This window comes from Candidatus Binatia bacterium (assembly GCA_023150935.1).
In the GTDB taxonomy this organism is placed as follows: Bacteria; Desulfobacterota; Binatia; order HRBIN30; family HRBIN30; genus JAKLJW01.
In genome coordinates this window covers 20,051-39,944 of record JAKLJW010000007.1, presented here as the reverse complement: position 1 = coordinate 39,944, position 19,894 = coordinate 20,051, and the positions used below count along the sequence as shown (strand labels likewise).

At 67.6% G+C, this 19,894-nt stretch carries 18 protein-coding genes and 1 pseudogene; 10 read left to right on the top strand and 9 right to left on the bottom strand.

Features of this window, described 5'->3' with window-relative positions; genetic code table 11:
- The first annotated feature begins 15 nt into the window (after window positions 1-15).
- The gene (locus L6Q96_06635) at window positions 16-597 is read left to right on the top strand and encodes a DNA-3-methyladenine glycosylase I (protein MCK6554249.1); all 582 of its coding nucleotides are present in this window, start codon (window positions 16-18) and stop codon (window positions 595-597) included.
- A gap of 9 nt (window positions 598-606) precedes the next feature.
- On the opposite strand, the gene serS is transcribed toward L6Q96_06635, so the two are convergent.
- The 3 genes from serS to L6Q96_06620 all read right to left on the bottom strand — a co-directional run bounded on the left by serS (window position 607) and on the right by L6Q96_06620 (window position 3,858).
- Entirely contained in the window at window positions 607-1,881 is a 1,275-nt protein-coding gene (serS, locus tag L6Q96_06630; protein ID MCK6554248.1) for a serine--tRNA ligase, read from the bottom strand.
- Between the two features lie 54 nt (window positions 1,882-1,935).
- Window positions 1,936-2,301, bottom strand: a complete 366-nt coding sequence (locus tag L6Q96_06625) for a YraN family protein (GenBank protein MCK6554247.1) — start codon at window positions 2,299-2,301, stop codon at window positions 1,936-1,938.
- A 270-nt stretch (window positions 2,302-2,571) separates the two neighbouring features.
- Window positions 2,572-3,858 (bottom strand): alpha/beta fold hydrolase, encoded by a 1,287-nt coding sequence (locus tag L6Q96_06620; protein MCK6554246.1) that lies wholly within the window; start codon window positions 3,856-3,858, stop codon window positions 2,572-2,574.
- Window positions 3,859-4,184: 326 nt separating this feature from the next.
- Between L6Q96_06620 and L6Q96_06615 the strand changes: the two genes are divergently transcribed.
- Entirely contained in the window at window positions 4,185-4,838 is a 654-nt protein-coding gene (locus tag L6Q96_06615) for a hypothetical protein (protein MCK6554245.1), read from the top strand.
- Here the strand turns inward: L6Q96_06615 and L6Q96_06610 are convergent.
- The 3 genes from L6Q96_06610 to L6Q96_06600 form a co-directional block, all read right to left on the bottom strand.
- Complete coding sequence (locus L6Q96_06610; GenBank protein ID MCK6554244.1) at window positions 4,819-5,181, bottom strand: hypothetical protein; 363 nt, start codon at window positions 5,179-5,181, stop codon at window positions 4,819-4,821. The genes L6Q96_06615 and L6Q96_06610 overlap by 20 nt on opposite strands.
- 69 nt (window positions 5,182-5,250) lie before the next feature.
- Window positions 5,251-6,738, bottom strand: coding sequence for an amidase (locus L6Q96_06605; GenBank protein ID MCK6554243.1), 1,488 nt, complete (start codon window positions 6,736-6,738; stop codon window positions 5,251-5,253).
- A 28-nt stretch (window positions 6,739-6,766) separates the two neighbouring features.
- Window positions 6,767-7,159: a DoxX family protein gene (locus L6Q96_06600; GenBank protein MCK6554242.1), complete on the bottom strand. Its 393-nt coding sequence runs from the start codon at window positions 7,157-7,159 to the stop codon at window positions 6,767-6,769.
- Window positions 7,160-7,283: 124 nt separating this feature from the next.
- Between L6Q96_06600 and L6Q96_06595 the strand changes: the two genes are divergently transcribed.
- Window positions 7,284-7,706, top strand: coding sequence for a hypothetical protein (locus L6Q96_06595; GenBank protein MCK6554241.1), 423 nt, complete (start codon window positions 7,284-7,286; stop codon window positions 7,704-7,706).
- A gap of 446 nt (window positions 7,707-8,152) precedes the next feature.
- Entirely contained in the window at window positions 8,153-9,973 is a 1,821-nt protein-coding gene (locus tag L6Q96_06590) for a carboxylesterase family protein (GenBank protein MCK6554240.1), read from the top strand.
- A gap of 18 nt (window positions 9,974-9,991) precedes the next feature.
- On the opposite strand, the gene L6Q96_06585 is transcribed toward L6Q96_06590, so the two are convergent.
- A complete protein-coding gene (locus tag L6Q96_06585) occupies window positions 9,992-11,578 on the bottom strand; it encodes a B12-binding domain-containing radical SAM protein (GenBank protein ID MCK6554239.1) in 1,587 nt (528 codons plus the stop codon).
- 434 nt (window positions 11,579-12,012) lie between these two features.
- On the opposite strand from L6Q96_06585, the gene L6Q96_06580 reads away from it, so the two are divergent.
- Window positions 12,013-12,417 (top strand): hypothetical protein, encoded by a 405-nt coding sequence (locus L6Q96_06580; GenBank protein MCK6554238.1) that lies wholly within the window; start codon window positions 12,013-12,015, stop codon window positions 12,415-12,417.
- A 17-nt stretch (window positions 12,418-12,434) separates the two neighbouring features.
- On the opposite strand, the gene L6Q96_06575 is transcribed toward L6Q96_06580, so the two are convergent.
- Window positions 12,435-13,217 (bottom strand): enoyl-CoA hydratase, encoded by a 783-nt coding sequence (locus L6Q96_06575; GenBank protein MCK6554237.1) that lies wholly within the window; start codon window positions 13,215-13,217, stop codon window positions 12,435-12,437.
- Window positions 13,218-13,353: 136 nt separating this feature from the next.
- Between L6Q96_06575 and L6Q96_06570 the strand changes: the two genes are divergently transcribed.
- The 4 genes and pseudogenes from L6Q96_06570 to L6Q96_06555 all read left to right on the top strand — a co-directional run bounded on the left by L6Q96_06570 (window position 13,354) and on the right by L6Q96_06555 (window position 15,699).
- Window positions 13,354-14,181, top strand: coding sequence for an SDR family NAD(P)-dependent oxidoreductase (locus L6Q96_06570; GenBank protein ID MCK6554236.1), 828 nt, complete (start codon window positions 13,354-13,356; stop codon window positions 14,179-14,181).
- 25 nt (window positions 14,182-14,206) lie between these two features.
- Window positions 14,207-14,428, top strand: a complete 222-nt coding sequence (locus tag L6Q96_06565) for a hypothetical protein (GenBank protein MCK6554235.1) — start codon at window positions 14,207-14,209, stop codon at window positions 14,426-14,428.
- 44 nt (window positions 14,429-14,472) lie between these two features.
- Window positions 14,473-14,601: pseudogene (locus L6Q96_06560) on the top strand (VapC toxin family PIN domain ribonuclease).
- A gap of 123 nt (window positions 14,602-14,724) precedes the next feature.
- Complete coding sequence (locus L6Q96_06555; protein MCK6554234.1) at window positions 14,725-15,699, top strand: MBL fold metallo-hydrolase; 975 nt, start codon at window positions 14,725-14,727, stop codon at window positions 15,697-15,699.
- Between the two features lie 149 nt (window positions 15,700-15,848).
- Here the strand turns inward: L6Q96_06555 and L6Q96_06550 are convergent, their stop codons facing one another.
- The gene (locus L6Q96_06550; protein ID MCK6554233.1) at window positions 15,849-17,624 is read right to left on the bottom strand and encodes a phosphoenolpyruvate carboxykinase (GTP); all 1,776 of its coding nucleotides are present in this window, start codon (window positions 17,622-17,624) and stop codon (window positions 15,849-15,851) included.
- Window positions 17,625-17,751: 127 nt separating this feature from the next.
- Here L6Q96_06550 and L6Q96_06545 point away from each other — a divergent pair, with 127 nt between their 5' ends.
- A complete protein-coding gene (locus L6Q96_06545) occupies window positions 17,752-19,893 on the top strand; it encodes a glycoside hydrolase family 3 C-terminal domain-containing protein (protein ID MCK6554232.1) in 2,142 nt (713 codons plus the stop codon).
- Window position 19,894: the final 1 nt, after the last annotated feature.

Here is a 19,894-nt window from a genome sequence, read left to right as displayed (position 1 = left end):
AGTACGGTGAAACTCGTGACCGGAAAACGCATCCGCTGCGCGTGGGTGAGCGCCGACCCGATCTACGTTCGTTATCACGACGAAGAGTGGGGTGTGCCCGTCCGCGACGATCGGGAGCTGTTCGAACATCTTATCCTCGACGGCGCCCAGGCCGGCTTGAGCTGGCTGACGATTCTGAAGAAGCGCGACAACTACCGCCGCGCCTTTGCGGGCTTCGATCCGGAGCGGGTGGCGGCGTACGGAGCCCGCGAAGTGCAACGCCTGCTGGCCGATCCCGGGATCGTCCGCAACCGCTTGAAGATCGCGGCGGCCATCGACAACGCCCGCGCCTTCGTCGCCGTGCAGGAGAAAGAAGGCAGCTTCGGAAGGCTGCTCTGGAGCTTCACGGAGGGCAGGACATTGCAGAACCGCTGGCGCAGGCCGCGCGACGTGCCGGCCCGGACGCCCGCCGCGGAAGCGATGAGCGGGGCCCTCAAGGCCCGCGGGTTCCGCTTCGTCGGCCCGACGATCTGCTACGCCTTCATGCAGGCCGTCGGCATGGTGAACGACCACATCGTCGACTGCTTCCGCCACCGCCAGCTCGGCGGACACGAGTAAGGAAGGAACTCAGCTCCCGCGCACGATGCGGTCGGCGCCCATGAATGGTCGCAGGACCTCGGGTACAACGACGCTGCCGTCGGGTTGCTGGTAGTTCTCCAGGACCGCGATGAGCACGCGCGGCAAGGCGAGGCCCGATCCATTGAGCGTGTGGACGAATTCCGGCTTGGCGCGGGGCGCCGGGCGATAGCGGATGTTGGCCCTCCGCGCCTGAAAGTCGGTACAGTTGCTGCACGAGCTGACTTCGAGCCACTCGCCACAACCCGGCGCCCACATCTCCACATCGTATTTCTTGGCGGCCGTGAAGCCGAGGTCCCCGGTGCAGATTGAAATCACCCGGTGCGGGATAGCGAGGCCTTTGGCGACCGCTTCGGCGGCGTGCAGGATGTCATCCAGCGCGGCGGCAGAGTTGGCCGGCGCGGTGATCTTGTACATCTCGACCTTATCGAACTGATGCCCGCGCTTGATGCCGCGCACGTCCCGCCCGGCCGACATCTTCTCGCGCCGGAAGCACGCCGTGTAAGAGACGTACGACAGGGGCAATGCGCTCGCTTCGAGGATTTCGTCGCGGTGCAGGTTGGTCACCGGTATCTCCGCCGTGCCGATCATCCAGAGATCGTCCTCGGCGTCGCGATAGATGTTGTCGGCGAACTTCGGCAACTGGCCGGCCCCGTAGAGACACTCCTGTTTGACCAGATAGGGCGGGTATACCTCGGTGAAACCATGGACCCGCGTGTGCAGGTCGAGCATCCACGCGATAAGCGCTCGCTGCAGGCGCGCCCCGGCGCCGGTAAGGACGTAAAACCGCGAGCCGGAGATCTTCACGCCACGGTCGAAATCCAGAATGCCGAGTGCCGGACCGAGTTCCCAGTGCGGCCGCGGCGCGAAGTCGAACTCCCGCGGAGTTCCCGTGGTGCGCAGAACCGTGTTGGCCCGATCGTCGGCCCCGACCGGCACCGAGGGGTCGGGGATATTCGGGACCTCCAGCATGCGCCGCTGGACGTCCGCCTCGGCTTCCGCCAGTTCCTGTTCGAGGGCGCTGACGCGGTCGCCGACGGCGCGCATGTCGGCAACGAGTTGCGTGCGCGCGGCGGGGTCGCTGCGGCCGATCGTGCGCGAAACCTCGGCACGATGGGCACGCAAGGCCTCCACTTGCTGAATCAGACTGCGGCGGCGGGCATCGGCGGCGACGATGGCGTCGATGGCAGCGGCCTCGAAGCCCGTCTTGGCGAGTTCCGTCTTGACGTAGTCGGTCCGTTCGCGGATCAGGCGCATCTCTAACATCAACCGCTGGTTAGCACGGGGCGGCGGCCCGATTCCAGTCACCGCGGGGAGGCCTCAGCAGGCGTCGAAGGCGTTGCGGATCAGCTCGCAGCGTGGCTCGCCGTCGTTCCACCAGATACCGACCACGTCGAAGCGGGCCGGTCGCTCGAGCAGACGCCGGGAGGCAAGGAAGCGCTGTGCGGCGCGGGTCATCTGCCGCTGCTTGTGACGGCTGACGGCGTCGAAAGGCGAGCCGTGATCCGTGCCGGTGCGGGTCTTGACCTCGACGAACACAACCGTGGGGCCGTCGAGGGCTATGAGATCGATCTCGCCACTCGGGGTGCGGTAGTTGCGTGCCACGATCGTATATCGTAGACGGCGCAGGAAGCTCTCGGCGACCCGCTCTCCCGCCGCACCGAGGCTCTGGCGATCGTCTGTCATGCTGTCGACGCTTGCGGCTCGCGGAGCGCAGCCTTTTACGTGCGGTCTTCCGTCGAGATGGGTTTCACGACCAGGTACAGCGCTTCGACGTCGGTTCGACGTAGAGGTGCATCCGCCCTTTGCTCACGCACGTTCCGTACCGCTGCGACACCGGACCGGCAACCAAGCCGGCAACGCGGCGCCGCAGCTATCTGGACGCGGAGACTTGTGCTCGAACGGAGTGCGCCGGGAATACACCGGCGCCGAGAACTGTGGCGAGCGTACTGGCGTTCAGTCCCTCGGATGGTGGAACGCCAGCGGAACCTCTTCGCCGCGCAGGAACGCCCCCACCACCGTTTCGAGGAGCGACTGTTGTTCCACCCAGAGGAGATAGCCGCCGGCGGGTACGGCCACGTACTTGGCGCCCGGGAGGGTGGTGAGGTACTCGTGCGCCACCTCCCAGCGGATGTAGTCGCAGATCCCGCGTACAATGAGCACCGGCACCTGGAGTTTCTCCAGGGCGGGTCGCGGGTCGGGGAGCTGCAACGCGTCGGCGAGCGTATAGCTGTGGGCGAAATAACCGACGCCGAGAACCGGAGGCAGCAGGCGCGCCGGGTCGCTGTTGCATACCAGATTGGGTTGCGCGAGCCGCCCCTCAGCTTCCAGGCTGCGGGTCCACCATTGATCGACTTCGTAGTCTTCGACCATCGTGTGCGCCGCCTTGCGGCTGGTGGTGGCCGTCAATCTGCCGATGACGAGACGGAACGGGGGCTGTTCGAGGAGAGCCAGGGTCGACGCCTGAACCTCGGTCAGTGTGGCCCGTGCGTCGGGGGTCACCATCTCCTCGAACGCGGGATACCAGAGCGGTGCCGGCGCGATGACGACCAGCCGGGCTACGTGTTCGGGATGCGCGAGTGCGTAGTTCGCTGCCAGCGTGGCACCCCATCCGTGCCCCACCAGCACCATGCGTTCGGCCCCGAGCGCCGCTCGCACCGCCTCGAGGTCCGCCACATGGCCGGCAACCGAATACGCATCTTCGCGGCGCAGGTCGACGCGGCTCGAAAACCCGGCGCCGCGCTGGTCGTAGTAATAGACGGCGAAGCCATCGGCGGCGAGAAAGTCGAGCGGTCGGACTCCCTTCGCTTCGATGACGGGGAGCGCCGGGATGCCGGGGCCGCCGTGCAGCATCACCACCGGAGTATCGCGCCGCTTCCCTTTTGCCGGGGTGTGGAGGTACGCGAGGCGTCCCCCGTCCGGCAGTGTCCAGTACTTCACGTTGGGGGACGCCACCGGATCGTCGAGCGTTCGTGGCGGCTGGCGGCCGACCGTGAACTGGGCGACCGACATGTAGACCGCGGCGCCGGCCAGAAGCCAGACCAACCGGCGCCTCCGGATGGTCTGGTCGGTGCCCGGGTCAACAACCCGCAGCAGCAGGAAGCCGCTCGACAGGAAGGCAGCCAGCGCGGCGCCGGCCAGCACAACGAAGTCCGGCCGCACCGCCGCAACCAGCACCCACGCGACCACGGCGGCAGCCGTGGCGCAAAGAAGACTGAACACGCGAAGTGTCACGTTCTTCATCGTAGCTCCGCTGCCAATGCGTCAGTTGGATGGCAGCCCCGACCGCGTTAGGAACGATCCGTGCCGCCGCTTCTACGCCGGAGGTGAAGATCTGGTCAAGGGTCCGTGCAGGGTCCGTGCAGGACCATTGGGACTTAACACCTGATGGGTGGGCGAAGACGGGAGGCGATGGGTGTAGCCCCAGCCCCGAGATCGGCGTGCGGGACGGGCAGCAATCGGCACCGCGGGAAAGCGGCTTGCTGCCGGCGGTCGACGCAGGTACACTCGTTCTTGATGCTCAACGTCAAAACGTCGCCGCGGCGGCGGATGCGGCAGGGGTGGCGGTGATGAGGAGGTACTTGCTTCTTGTCCTGGCGACGGTTGGGCTTGCATGGGGAGGCAGGGCGCTCGCCCAACAGCCGGCCTACGCCGGAACGAACGCGGATGCTTCTCGGCGTCTGGCAGACGAATCCCTCGCCTTGATGATGCAGGCCGAGGATGAGTTCGACGATGCCGTGCGTCTCGCCACGTACCGCAAGGGTCTGGAGCTGGCGCGGCAGGCGGTTGCGGCTAACGACCTGAATCCGGACGCTCACTTCGCTTTGTTCGCCAGCAACGGGCGGATCATGTTGCTCGAAGGCGCGGCGCCGAACCCGATAAACCTGTTCGCGGTCAACAGCGAGCTGGGCCGCGTTCTCGAACTCGATCCCAACCATGCCGATGCGCTGGCGGCCCGCGGCGGCCTGTATCGGCAGTTGCCGAGGCTCCTCGGAGGAAGTCTGGACAAGGCGCGGGCCGACCTCTCGCGGGCCATCGAGCTGGACCCCGAAGCGGTCGGTGCGCGCATGGAACTGGCGCAGGCTTACCGGGACCTGGGCGAGCCGGCGCGCGGTCTGCCTTTGCTCGAAACGGCGGTGCAGTTCGCGGAGAAGAAGGGCATGCGCCGCAAGCTGACCGAAGCCCGCCGGCTGCTGCAGGAATTCAAGACGGAGAATCGCTGAGGGACGTGGGCGTTGCGGGGGCCGAGGGGCTGCTCGGCACCGCGGTCGCCTGCGCCTCGAGTGCTTCTGCCAGCGCGGCCAGCGCCTTGAAACGCTCGTCCAGCTTGTCGAAGCTGGCGGTCATCTGCTCGGCAAGCTGGGCGAAACGCTCCAGTTGCTGGTCGGCTCGCCGGCGTGCTTCCTGCGCTTCGGCAAGTTTAAGGGTCAGTTCCTCTACCTGCAGCGCCGTCGCCCGAGAATCCCGGTCGCCCCGCGGCGATACGAAACCGACCCCGATCCCCAGACCGATGGCGAGGCCCGCAATCGATCCCAGCACCAGCCCCGACGAAAAGCTTCGACGCATCGCACCCGCCATCCTCTCGACTCAGCCTGCAACGTAACCCGGAACCGCTTACGCCTGACAACCGCGCCTCTAATTCCCCGTGACCGTCTTCCCCGCTATCGGCGGCCAGCGATCCGCCCACGGCGCGGCTCGCTCGATCTGCGCCGCGACCTGCAACAACAAATCCTCTCGCCCGTACCCTGCTGCGAGCTGCGCACCCACCGGCAGGCCCTCCGCGGTCCAGTGGAGGGGCACGGAGATAGCCGGTTGACCGCTCATGTTGAAGGCTGTCGTGAAGGCGCCGAACGGTGCCGCCCGCGTAAAACCGAGAAACGGCTCTTCCGATGTGCTGGGGAATTGGCCCAGCGGTGGTGGGGGTTCGCCCGTGGTTGGCGTGAGCAGCAGATCGAAACCCTCCTCCCACCACGCCGCCAGTTTCCGCCCGAACTCGTGTGCCGCGTCGACGGCCGCGATGTAACGCGGGGCCGCCGTCGCCCGGCCGAGCTCGGCGACGGCCCAGGTGAGGGGCTCGACGTCCATCGCCGCCAGCGCCTTTCCGGTCAGCCGCTCGATTGCGTCAAGCGTCCGGGCGATGTTGCAAGCCACCACGGTGACGAACGTGCGGGTCGCGTCCTCGTCGGCCAGAGCGCCTGGCGACGCTTCCTCGACGCGATGGCCAAGCTCCTCGAGTAGGCGCGCGGCCCGCAGCGCCGCCGCCCTGCAGGCAGGATCGACCCCGATACCCGACCGTGGCGCGTGCGTCAGGACGCCGATGCGCAGCGCCGGCGGTGTCTGGGTCGCAAGCTCGGCGAACCTCCTTGCCGGGGGCGGCGGGAAGTACGGGTCTCCGGGCATCGGCAGTGCCAGCACATCGAGCACCGCCGCCGTGTCGCGCACGCTGCGCGACACGACCAGCTCGCAGGAGAACCCCGCCCAGCGCTCTCCCGCCAGAGGGCCGAACGAGACCCGTCCACGCGTCGGCTTCAAGCCCACGAGCCCGCAGTGGGCGGCGGGAATGCGGATCGAGCCGCCACCGTCGCTGGCGTGTGCGACCGGAACGAGCCCGCTGGCGACGGCCGCCGCCGAGCCGCCACTCGATCCGCCGGGGCTGCGGGTGGGGTCCCACGGGTTGCGGGTCGGCCCGTAAGCGACCGGTTCGCTGGTTGGAAGGAGTCCCAGCTCCGGCGTGTTGGTGCGTCCGAGACTCACGAAGCCCGCGGCGCGCAGACGTGCCGCCGTGTAGCTGTCGGTCGGTGCGCGCCAGTCGATGCGCTTCAGTCCGCCGATACCCATGTGAAACGGCGCGCCGCCCTCCTGTCCGCCGAGGTCCTTCATGAGCAGGGGCACGCCGAGGAACGCCGGGATAGTGCCGGCGGCATCGCGGGTATGAGGACGCAAGCGCCGCGCGGCGTCACGGGCGCGATCGAAAGCGGGCAGAATAACCGCGTTGAGAGCGTCGTGGGTGCGCTCGATGCGCTCGATCGCGCCATCGACAAGCTCCAGGGGCGTTACCTCGCCGCGGCGGACCAATTCCGCCTGCGCCACAGCGTCGAGACGCCAGATCCGATCGTCACGCATTACATCCTCCAATGCACGAGCCCGTGCTTTATCGACGCCGGGCGTCGCCCGCAACCGGCGCACGGGGCGCGGCGCCCGTGGTCCAGCGCAACCAGGCGAGCAGCGCCAGCATGCCGCCTGCGGTCGCCGGCGCGAGGACCGGTTCGCCCAGGCGCCAGTGCGTCCACACCGCGCCGGCCATCACCGGGACGAGCGTAAGGGCGCCGGGCAGGGCCGAGCGCGGGAAGAGCAGGGACAGACCGGCAAGCAGTTCGAGGGCGCCAATCAGAAGCATGAACCACTGCGGGTAGCCGAAGCGTGCAAACTCCGCGGCCGCCTGCTCCGTGGCCGCGAGCTTACCGCCGCCGGCGAGAACGAACAGCGCCACCAGTAAGGTCGTCAGGACCCAGATGGCGAAGATCTGCACGCGACTTGCCGCCACTATCGTTTCCTTCTCGGAGCCTATCGTCCTAGCACAGCCGGGAGGGAGAGAAAGCAGGCGCGCCACTTTTGACAAAGTTGCGGGAATCTCCGAAGAGTGGCGATGGGGCAGGGGAGGAATAGCGATGCGACGATGCCGCAGCAGACGGACGGCCGGACTCTCGATCTGGTTCCTGCTCGCGTGCCTGAGCGGCTGTGGGGCCAATATCGCGGCCGCGCCGAATCCCGGCACCGTCGACGCCCTGACCGACAGCGAGTACCTCACCGGCGAGTCGCAGCCTACCGGCGAGTACGTCGGCACGCTGGTTGCCCTGCCGTGTGCCGTGACGACGGCAGGTCGAGCGCCGGCATGCGACGGCAGCGCGCGCCGCTTCGGACTGCTGATCGACGGGGACGTGAAGGTCCACCGGCTCGTGGCCGGCGACACCCCCGTGCGTGCGGTGCTCGATGCCGGCACCTACAGCGGCAAACGGGTGCGGGTGCTGGGGGTGTTCTACCCGACGCTGGACACGATCCGTGTAAGCGAGATCGAAGCGCCGGCACGGTAGCCTGCGGTCCAGGGTGGAACGCGATCTCCGAGCGCGTTTGGGCTTGAGGTGGAACGCGATCTCCGAGCGCGTTCCAGCGGCGCGAGATGGCACGTGCGCTCCGCGCGTGTTCCTGCGGTACGCGCATTCAGGTGGAACGTGCGCTCTGCGTGGGTTCGGCGCGCAACCCGCCGCCACCGTACGGCAACGGCACCCCGCGACGGAGTCAGGTTCCTCTCCCGGCGGGAGTGCCCATGACCTGGCGGTCGTCCCGGGACGATGGAAATGTGGGCCTCTCTGCGGGGACGGGATCGGAATCGCTATCGGGATCGAGGGAATCGAATCGATACCGATGCCGACCCCGACGGCAGCCCCCCATTGCCCCTGGTCGGGGGTTGCCCGGGCGGCCGTCCAGGGCGTATGCCAGTCGGGACGTGAGGGAGACTATGACCAATATGTCGCGCGGGATGGCGGCCCTATGTATTGTGGTGGCGCTCGGGAGTGCCGCGGGTTGCGAACGTGAACGCCGCGAACGGCACGAGCCTGATGCAAGCACGCGGCGGACGACAGCGTCGGGCGCGGTGCTCGGCTTCAAAGGCCAGTACGGCAGCGACGCGTGGCTGGGAATTCCGTTTGCGCGTCCCCCCGTAGGCGACCTTCGTTGGCGTGCACCAGAACCGCCGTCACCGTGGCCGGGGACGCGTGAGGCTTTGGCCAGCGGCGATCCGTGCCCGCAATACTCGAGCGTATTCGGCGGCGTGGCGACCGGCCGCAGCGACGAGCCGGTCGGCAACGAGGACTGCCTCTACCTGAACGTCTGGGCCCCGCGCGGTGCGACCGGTGGGCGGCGGCCGGTCATGTTGTGGATCCACGGCGGCGGCAATTCGATCGGGCAGGCCGCCAACTATGACGGCGGCCGGCTGGCGGCAACGCATGACGTGGTTGTCGTCGCCCCCAACTACCGCCTCGGACCATTCGGCTGGTTCAGACTGGCGGCTCTGCGCGCCGGTGACCCGTCGCCGGCGGGGCAGTCCGGCAACTTCGGCACGCTCGACCTCGTGCGCGCCCTGCAGTGGGTACGCGACAACGCCGCGGCGTTCGGCGGCGATCCGGATAACGTGACGATCTTCGGCGAGTCGGCCGGCGGATTGAATACCTTCACGCTGCTGCTGAGCTCGCAGGCGACGGGATTGTTCCATCGGGCCATCGTCGAGAGCGGCGGAACGTGGATGAGCCCAATCGCCGAGGCCGAGAACTTCACCGACGAGGCCGAGCCGGGCGCCGGCAACAGCAGCGGTGAGGCCGCGCTGCGCATGCTTCAGGAGGACGGGCTTGCCGGCGGTCGCGCCGCCGCGCGGGCGCGCTTGCAGGCCATGACCGACGCGGAAATAGCGGCGTACCTGAGGGGCAGGAGCACGACGGCCATTCTCGAGGCCTACAAGCCCATGCCCGGCATCGGCATGATCGACATGCCGAAGGTGTTTCCCGACGGTGTGGTGCTGCCAGCCGAGCCGGCGCTCGATCGTTTCGCGCAGAGAGGCGGGTACAATGAGGTGCCGGTGATGCTCGGGACCAACCGCGACGAAAACAAGCTGTTCATGTTTGCCGACCCATTCTGGGTGAAGCGGGTGCTCTGGATACTGCCGCGGCTGCGGGACCCGCGCATGTACGACCTGACGGCGAAGTACTTGAGTCTAATGTGGAAGGCGACCGGAGCGGACGAGCCCGCGGCGACTATGGCGGCCGCGCAGAGGCCGAGTGCGTTCGTGTATCGGTTCGATTGGGACGAAGAGCCGACGTACCTCGGCGCCGATCTGTCGGAGATGCTGGGGGCGGCGCACGGACTCGAGATCCCGTTCGTGTTCGGGCACTGGGATCTCGGACCGGCGGCCAGCATGCTCTTCACCGACAACAACGAAGCGGGGCGCCTGCTGCTGTCGTCGCAGATGATGTCGTACTGGACGCAGTTCGCGCGCACCGGTGACCCCGGTCAGGGCCGCGACGGGTCGTTGCCGTTATGGACATCGTGGGATCTTACGGTGGGGGCGCCGAAGTTCATGGTGCTCGACACACCCGCCGGCGGCGGCCTGAGGATGTCGGATTCCCCGGTGACGCGCGATCTAGTGCTGGCGCAGGTGGCTGCCGACCCGGCCCTGTCGGCACCGCGCGACCGTTGCATGGTCCTGCGGAGCCTGGCGAAGTTCTCGCGCGGGTACTCGCAGTCGGAGTACGCGGCCGAGCCGGCGTGCACGGCGTATCCGTACGCCGACTATCCGTGGCAGAGGTAGGCGCGCGAGGGCTGTCTTTCAGTGGCCCGGTAAGGAAGCTGGCGACTGCTCGATGGGAACGTCGAGTTGCGGTTCGGGCTGGCGGGTCAGTTGTGCTGCCCTGTCCTTGAGGGTGGCGTGATCGACGGTGCGTGACAGCACTTCGTTGGGGGTGGCGCCGCTGCTGTTTCCGAGGAACGGTTTGCGAAGCAGGTAGAGTACGTCCCGGAGCGGCATGTGTCGCAGGAAGCGGCGCAGCAGGCGCAGTGTCTGTATCGGGTAGTGCAGGAGCTTGTAGCGGAACACGCGTCGCAGGCCGCTGGCGCGCACCGCGTTGATCTGCTCGCCGGACAGACAGGTGGAATCTATCTCGGAGCACTTGAAGTACTTGTACCAGTCGGCAGCGTCGCTCACGATGCCGCGCGCAACGTACTCCTGCCACAGGGGCGTGCCGCGGTACACGCACAGACGATTGAACGCGAAAGTGTCAAGCGGCAGGCGTGCGGCGAAGTCGAAGGTGGCGTGCATGTCCTCGACCGTCTCACCGGGGCTGCCGACGACAAAGAACCCGTGCACGATTTCGACGCCGGCCCGCTTGGCTGCAGTAACCGCGGTTTCGACGTCGGCCAGGGTCTGCCGCTTCTTCAGCCGGTCGAGAACCGCCTGACTCCCGCTTTCGACGCCGAACATCACGGTGCGGCAGTGCGCCCTGACCATCGCCGGGAACAGGTGCTCCGCCGTCGAGCCGACCCGGCCCTCGCAGCCCCACTTGATCGTAACCCCGGCGTCGGCGATGCCCTTGCAGATCGCGTCTATCCGTTTGGGTTGCAGCAGGAAATGGTCATCGACGAAGTAAACCGCTCCGTAGCCCTCCCGCTGCAGGTGGGCGAGTTCGCCGACCACGTGCTGCGGACTCCGCGAGCGCCACTTGCCTTCGTTGAAGATCGGGATGTCGCAGAACACGCACGACCACGGACAGCCGCGTGACGTCTGCACGGTGGTGAATCGATCCATGGAAAGGACGGTCGGAACGTCGAGCGGCATCGACTCGACGAACTCGAGCGGCAAACTCTCGCGGTCGGGAAAAGGCCACTGGTCGAGCCGCCGGTCCAACGTGCGATCGGGATTGTGTACGACCCGGTCGCCGTCGGCCCAGGTTACTCCCGCGACGCTGCCGGGGTCGTCCAGCCGCTCCACGAGGTCGAGAAGAAGTTGCTCGCCCTCGCCGCGACAGACGAAGTCGACCTCCGGACACTGCTGCTTCACCAGCACCGCATTTAGAGTGGCGAACACCCCGCCAAAGGCCAGTGGCACCTGGGCATTGTCGGCGCGGATCTGACGCGCGAGGACCTTGGCATACGGGTAGCTGGTCGTACTCAGGAAGCTCAAGCCGACCAGACCGGGCCTTCTCCGGCGGATCTCCGCGACGATTGTGTCGTTCGGCGTTTCCGGGTTGGCCTGGTCGAACATGACGCACTCGTGGCCCGCCCGTTTTAGAACCGCGGAGAGGGACATAATGCCAATGGGCGGAAAGCCCATGATGCGGGTCCTGCCGTTCGTGGCGCGGGTTGCCGCGGGGAGCGCGTAGAACTGGGGATCTCGAATGTGAATCAGAAATACAAGCACCGCTCGGACCTCCTCCAGTGCGCTGTGCGCCGTCGGCTTCCTCGCAGGCTGCCTGCCCGCGGACCTTTCGGATCTGTCACCCGTATCCGGACTTCCGCCCTCGCCGCCGGTCCATCGGGGGGGTGGCCCGATCAAGTGTGGTGGCGATAGGTTGCGGTGCCCTGTTTCCAGATGAAGTGGCGCGTGCGTGGACACCGCCGCACGTAGGAGGTTACTTTCTAGCACGGCGCGGACGGAACGAGAAGTGTACTGGCGCTTGAACGGGAGAGGCGGAGGTGGTTCGGCGAGGCGCCGTAGATTCGAGACAACACGACGGACGCACTGGCTGCGGATCGTGCGGAGGTGGAATGGCGCTCGATGCATGTGGTAGAGGATCGGCGACATAGGGCGTTGACGAACACGGGGGACCAGGCCCCGCCGGAGAGGAGACGAGCATGCCGAGCAAGAAGACGAGGAAGGGTGCGAAGCCGAAGACCGCCGCGCAGCGGGCGCAGGCGAAGATGTCCGGCGAGGCACGGGCCGCCTACGGAGAAATCCAGAAGGGCGTTGCGCACCTCGAGAAGTCCATGGCCGAGATCCAGCGTGGCTTCCGCCAGGCCGAGCGCGAGATCGAGGTGGACGCTCGTGCGCGCATACGCGCCCTGCGCAAAGAAGCGGACGCGCAGCTCGGTGTCCTGAAGGCGAAGCAACGGGAGGCCGCGCGCACGCTGAAACAGGTATCCGCGGCGGCCGGCGAGTCATGGAAGGACGTCAAGCAGACGGCTGACAGTCTCCTCGGCGACGCGCGCGACACGGCCGCCGGGATCATCGACCGCTTCCGGACTGCGCTGAAGCGCTGAAGGCGCCCGGGGCGCCGTCAGCGGCCGTGGAAGCGGGGGCGGCGCTTCTCGAGGAAGGCGCGCACACCTTCCATGTAGTCGGCGCTCTCGTAGCAGGCGTGCACGGCGCGAGCGACTCCAGCCGGGTCGCGTTGCGCGGGCTCGCGCAGAAGTTCCTGCATGGCCCGCTTGGCGGCGCGAATGGTCAGCGGCGCGTTGCCGGCGATCTCCGCGGCAACTTCGCGGACGGCGGCTTCGAGATCGGCCTTGGGTACGATGTGATTGATTATGCCGAGGCGCAGAGCGTCGGTGGCGGGGAACCTGCGGGCCGTGAAGAAGAGTTCCTTGGCGGCCGACGGGCCGAGGACGTGCACGAGCAGCTCGATGCCGGCCGCACTGTAGCCCAGGCCCAGCCGCGCCGCGGGAATTGCGAAGACGCCGTCGTCGGCGCTGTAGCGCAGGTCCGCGGTGAGCGCGAGGGCGCAGCCGCCACCGACGCAGAACCCGTGAATCATCGCCAGCAGCGGCTTGGAGCACGAAAGCAGGGCGGTCACCGCGCGCGCGTTCTGCCGGTCGTAGTCCTCGGCGGCAGTGCCGGCACGGGCGCGCTCGAACTCGGAGATGTCGGCGCCGGATACAAAGGCGACCTCGCCCGCTCCGCGCATGACGACGACGCGTACGGCGGGGTCGGCGTCGAGTTGCTCGACGGCGGGCGGGATGGCCCGCCACATTTCGCTCGAAATGGCATTGCGCCGAGCCTGGTTGTCGAAGACGATCCAGCCGATATGACCCTCGGTCCTGGTATGTATCTGTCCCGCCATGGCCGGAGAGCGTACCAGATTGCCGAACCCGGGGCAGCGGGGCGCAGGGGTGGTGGTCGGTGGGCGGTGGCGGGTCGCGTACGACGAACGGCCGCTCTTGGCCAGACTCCAGGCTGCAACTCCGACGGAGCGCTAAATGAAGCCGCACGAATTCGCAGGACAGACTGTATTCATTCCCGGGGGGTCGATGGGACTCGGGCTGGCGGCGGCACGGCGTCTCGCCGCGCTGGGCGCGCATGTAGTTGTGTTCGCGCGACGCCGCGGGCCGCTGGAGGCCGCGGGTCGGGAGATTGCCGCCGCCCGGCGCGATGTGCGTCAGACGGTGGCCCACTACGAACTCGACGTTGGCGACCCCGAAGCGGTGCGGGAGGTGGTGACCGCGGCGATCGCTGCGCACGGAACGCCGGCGGCGCTGCTCAACTGCGCCGGGCAGGCGAGGCCGGGGTATTTCGAGGACATTACGCAGGAACGGCTCACGGAGACCTTAAGGGTGAACCTGCACAGTTGCTGGAACACGATGCAGGTGCTGGTGCCTCACATGAAGGCTCGCGGCGGCGGTTACATCGTGAACACCGCTTCGGTGGCCGGACTCATCGGCGTGATCGGATTCAGCGATTACTGCGCGGCCAAGTTCGCCGTGGTGGGTTTGTCGGAAGCGCTGCGCTGCGAGCTGGCACCGCACGGAATTACCGTGTCGGTGCTGTGTCCGCCCGACATGGACACGCCGGGGTACGCCATCGAGAACCAGAGCAAACCGGCGGAAACCAGGGCGGTGTCGGCCGGGGCGCGGATAATGACCGCCGACGAAGCCGCCGTCGAGTTGCTGGCCGGCATGGCGCGGCGGGCCGCGGTGATCGTCCCGGGGCGTGACGCGCGCCTCGTCGTGCGGATCAAGCGGTGGGTGCCGCGCATTGTGGAATGGATGATGGCGCGGCAGATCCGCGCGGTGCAGCGGCGCGGTTGAAAAGATCGATAAGACGAATCGAAACGTGCCTGCGCGTGTCGACGCGGCTCTCCGGCGGCGGGCGAAACAAGAGGACAAGAGCCTCAACGAGGTGGTGATCGAGGCGCTCCTGCAAGCGACGGGACTGGCCGGTGAACGCATTCGGCGCCGAGATTTGAGTGACCTGGCGGGCACCTGGGCCGACGATCCTGAATGCGAGGCGGAGCTGGAGGCTCAGGATCGCGTCGACGTCGAGCTGTGGAAATGAAGCTGGCCATCGACAGCAACCGCTATGCCGCCGTCTATCGGCAACTCCGGCGCCAGGGGACGCCGATTCCAACGAATGACCTGTGGATTGCTGCCCTGGTCCTCCAGCACAATCTCGTGCTCTTTGCGCGGGATCGGCATTTCGACAGCGTGGCACAGATCGCCCGCGTGTAAGCGGGCGGCACTCTCGCGCGAGGTGACCGGGTGCACAGCGGCGGGACAGCCTGCGCGGTGGGTCCTTCCGCAGCGCGTCGGGGGTGTTGACGTGGTGGGCGAGATCGGCCAAGCAGATCGGCGATGCGTCGCTTGGCGGTTGCCGTACTCGTTCTGTTCGCCGTCGCCGGGGGATGGCTGGTGTACGCGTGGAACGACCGGCCGTCGATCGAGCGCCGCCGCGGACTCATGCTCCCCGCGGCGGCGGAAACGGCGCCGGTGCGGGTTACCTTTCTCGGTGTTTCGACGCTCCTGTTCGACGACGGCGACACGGCGATCCTGATCGACGGCTTTTTCAGCCGGCCGGGTTTGCTGCGCACGGCTCTGATGCGAATCGAGCCGGACATGCCGAGGATCGAAGAGTCGCTGCGGCGAGCCGGGGTCGAGCGTGTCGCGGCCGTGTTTGTCGTGCACTCGCACTACGACCACGCCATGGATGCGCCCGAGGTCGCGCGCCGCAGCGGCGCTCTTCTCGTCGGCTCGGAATCGACGGCGAACGTTGGCCGCGGCGGCGGCCTTGCCGAGGAGCGTACCCGCGTGGTCCGCGGCGGCGAGACGCTCACTTTCGGCCGCTGGCGCGTTACGGTGATCCCGTCGCGTCACTTCCCGCACGGCATGGCGATGGGCGAGATCGGGGCGCCGCTTCGCCCACCCGCCCGCGCCGCCGACTATCTCGAAGGGGGCAGCTTCTCGGTGCTGCTCGATAACGGCGAGCGGAGCTTCCTCGTGCAGGGAAGCGCCGGCTACCTGCCCGGTGCTCTCCGTGGCCGGCGCGCGGAGATCGTCTTTCTCGGCATCGGCGGCCTCGGCTCGCGCGACGATGCGTACCGCGACGAGTACTGGCGCGAGGTCGTCGCCAGCGTCGGTGCGCGACGGGTGATCCCGATCCACTGGGACGATTTCAGTCGGCCGCTGACGGAGCCGCTGCTGCCCCTGCCGCGTTTACTGGACGACTTCGACATCTCGATGGACTTCATCGCGCAACGCGCCGCCGCCGGGGGAGTCGACGTCAAGCTTGTCGACGCGTGGCAGAAGGTCGACCCCTACGCCGGCCTCTGACCGGCTTGCCTTGCTGAAGACGGACGGCGACCACGCCGCCCTTCTTCCTGTTTTACAATTCCCGCGTTTGCGTGCACGGTGCGAAGAAATCGCATGGGGAGGGCTCGGCTCCCGCCGAGCCCGGCGGCCCAGCCTGCCGCCGCCGCCAATCAGTCGGCCTTCAGGAGCGCCTCCGATACGCGGTGCGCCAGCGCCTGATGCTCTTCGACGATGGCTCCTGGCAGGTGGGCGCCGAACTTCTCGAAGAACAACTGCTGGCTCTCGATGGCGTCCAGCCAGTCGACGCGGTCGACGTGCAGTAACTGATCCATGACCGCGTCGGGAACATCGATCCCGGTCCGGTCAATGACGCGTCGGGTCGGGATGTAGCCGAGAAACGTGCGTTCGGCCTCTCCCTTGCCCGCGCAACGGTCGATGATCCACTGCAGGACCCGCAGGTTATCGCCGAAGCCGGGCCAGAGGAACTTGCCGTTTGCACCCGTCCGGAACCAGTTGACGCGAAAGATCTTGGGCGCGTGGGCGAGGTGCGCGCCGACCTCGAGCCAGTGTCCCCAGTAGTCGGCCATGTTGTATCCGCAGAACGGCAGCATGGCCATCGGGTCGCGGCGCAGCACGCCCACTTTCCCGGCGGCGGCCGCCGTGGTCTCGGAAGCCAGCGTGGCGGCGAGAAAGACCCCGTGCTGCCACGTCGTGCCCTGGAACACCAGCGGCACCACCCGCTGCCGGCGGGCCCCGAAGAGCATGGCGTCGATCGGCACGCCCCGGGGGTCTTCCCAGAGGGGAGAGATCGACGGACACTGCACGGCCGGAGCCGTGAAGCGGGAATTCGGATGCGCTGCCGGTTCCGAAGAGAAGGGTGTCCAGGGCATCCCCTGCCAGTCCATCGCCTCGTCCGGGGCCGGTTCGTCGTGCCCTTCCCACCACACCGTGCCGTCCTTGCGAAGCGCCACGTTGGTGTAAATCGTGTTCCTCGCGATGGTGCGCATCGCGTTGGGGTTGGTTTTCGCACTGGTGCCGGGGACGACGCCGAAGAAGCCCGCTTCCGGGTTGATCGCCCAGAGACGGCCGTCTTCCCCGGGGCGCAACCATGCGATGTCGTCCCCGAGGGTCCAGACCTTGTAACCTGCGGCGGCCATCTCCGGCGGCGGCACCAGCATGGCGAGGTTCGTCTTGCCGCAGGCACTCGGGAAGGCGCCGGTGATGTAACGGGTGTTGCCGTCGGGGGTCTGCACGCCGAGGATCAGCATGTGCTCGGCGAGCCAGCCTTCTTGCTTGCCGAGCCAGCTTGCGATCCGCAGGGCCAGGCACTTCTTGCCGAGCAGCGCGTTGCCGCCGTAGCCGGAACCGATCGACCAGATCTCGTTGTCCTCCGGGAAGTGCAGAATGAAGCGCTTCTCCGGATCGAGCTCGCCGAGCGAGTGCAGACAGCGCGTGAAGTTGTCCCGGCCCTGCAGATGGTCGAGCGCCACGGCGCCCATGCGGGTCATGATGCGCATGTTGAGGACGACGTAGATGCTGTCGGTGATCTCGATGCCGACCTTGGAAAACGGCGATGACGGCGGGCCCATGAGAAAGGGCACGACGTAGAGGGTGCGACCCTTCATGCACTTCTTGAACAACCCCCCGACGGTCTTGCGAGCGTCGGCCGGGTCCATCCAGTTGTTGGTCGGTCCGGCGGCTTCCTTGCTTCGCGTGCAGATAAAGGTCAGGTGTTCGGAGCGGGCGACGTCGTTGGGATGGCTGCGGTGCAGGTAGCACCCGGGGAGCTTTTCCTGGTTAAGCGGTATGAGCACCCCGGTCTTGACGGCCTCGGCGGTCAACCGAGCGTGTTCCTCGGCCGAGCCGTCGCACCACACGACCTGGTCGGGAGTGGTTTGATCGGCGATTTGTGCGACCCAACGTTTGGCAGAATCAGGGATGATCATTCGCCCTCCGATCAGTATAAGGCCCGAGTCTATGCAAGCCGTCTACACCCTTCAAGGGAGCCCCCCGGGCGCGATTGCGCGGGCTGGCGGGTCTGCCCGGGGGCAGGATGCCGGGAGGATTCAACGCATGACAACGCCATTTGCCGCGGCGGCGCGCCGCGTTCGCGACGGGGCCGACGCCCGAACGGAGGCTGGGGCGCTGGTTGCCGCGATGACCCTCGACGAGAGGCGTTCCTGCCTCGACGGCGACACACCCTTCTGGGCCGGTATTCTCGATGCGCTGGCGGGGGGATACTATCGGCATCCGTACCCGGCCGCGACGGTGCCGCGTCTGGGAGTGCCGGGCATCCGGTTCAGCGACGGTCCGCGCGGCGTGGTGGTGGGCAATTGCACCGCGTTTCCGGTGAGTATGGCGCGGGGTGCGACCTTCGATCCCGGGCTCGAGGAGCGTATCGGCGAGGCGATCGGCAAGGAGTTGCGGGCGCAGGGCGCCACGTTCTACGGCGGCGTTTGTGTCAACCTGTTGCGCCACCCGGCGTGGGGCCGTGCGCAGGAGACCTACGGAGAAGACCCGCTGCACGTCGGCGAAATGGGTGCGGCTCTGGCCCGCGGCGTGCAGCGCCACGCCATGGCCTGCGTCAAGCATTACGCCTGCAACTCGATGGAGAACGCGCGCTTCACGGTCGACGTCAGTATCGGCGAGCGAGCGCTGCACGAGGTGTACCTGCCGCACTTCCGGCGCCTCGTCGAAGCGGGGGTGGCGAGTGTGATGAGCGCCTACAACTCCGTCAACGGAGAGTGGTGCGGGCAGAACCGGGGGTTGCTCACGGAGATCTTGCGCGAGGAGTGGGGCTTCGCGGGTTTTGTGGTGTCCGACTTCCAGTTCGGCCTGCGCGATGCAGTGCGGTCGGTGGAGGCCGGGTTGGACATCGAGATGCCGTACGTACAGCAGCGCGAACAGCACCTCCCGGCGGCACTGGCGGAGGGCAGGCTCGACGTTGCGCTGGTCGACGCGGCCGTGGAACGGATCGTCGCCACGCTGTTGCGGTTCGCGCACGTGTTCGAGGGCCCCGGCGACCGTGGCGTGGTGGCCTGCGCCGCGCACCGTGCGCTGTCTCGCGAGGCGGCGCAGAAGAGCATCGTGTTACTGCGGAACGCGGGAGCCGTGCTGCCGTTGAATGGGGCGTGCCTCCGTCGGGTGGCTGTCATCGGACGTCTGGCCGCGGAGCCGAACCTCGGGGACGGTGGGTCGAGCGACGTTCATCCGCCCGGCGTGGTGACGCCGCTCGACGGCCTTCGCGCCGCCCTGCCGGGGACGGATGTCGCGTACGACGACGGCGTGGACCTCGCGTGTGCCCGCGCGCTTGCCAGCGACGCCGACGCTGCCATCGTCGTGGTTGGATACACGAAGCGCGACGAGGGCGAGTACATCGACGTCGCGCGCGCGGCCGACCTGATGCACCTCTTCCCGCCCTTGACCGACCCGGAGGTGGGGGCGCAGGTGCAGGCCGGGGTGGCAAGGATGGGCTCCTCCGGGGCATTCGCGCCGGGGGGCGATCGCCGCGCGCTGACCCTTTCGGAGGCGGACGAAGTTCTCGTCGAGGCGGTGGGCGCCGCCAATTCACGCACGGTGGTCGTGGTCATGGGTGGCAGCGCGGTCTTGATGGAGCGGTGGCGCCGGCAGGTCCCGGCGATTCTGCTGCTGTGGTATCCGGGCATGGAGGGCGGGCACGCGCTGGCCGATGTGTTGCTCGGCCGCGCGGAGCCGGGTGGGCGCCTGCCGTTCGCGATTCCGACCGACGCCGGTCATCTGCCGGATTTCGACCGCGAGGCGACTGCGGTGACCTACGATCTGTGGCACGGGCAGTGGAAGCTCGACCGCGACGGTAACGAGGCGGCGTACCCGTTCGGGTTCGGACTCTCGTACACGAGCTTTGCACTGAGCGGGCTGAGCGTCGACGGCGACGGTTTGCAGCGGCGCGCGCGGGTGACAGTTGCGAACACGGGAAAGCGAGCCGGCTCTACCGTGGTGCAAGTGTATGCCGGGGTGTGCGGCTCGCGTTACGATCGACCGGTGCGGCGGTTGGTGGGCTTCGCGCGGATCGAGGTGGCGGCCGGGGCTGCGCCCGAGGTGGAGATCCCGTTCGATCTCCGTACCCTTGCCGTACGCGAGGCTGGCGCGTGGGTAGTCGAGGGTGGCCGGTACGAGCTGAGCGTGGCGCGCTACGCCGGCGATCCGCAAGGGTTGGTCGCGAACGTCGAGATATAAG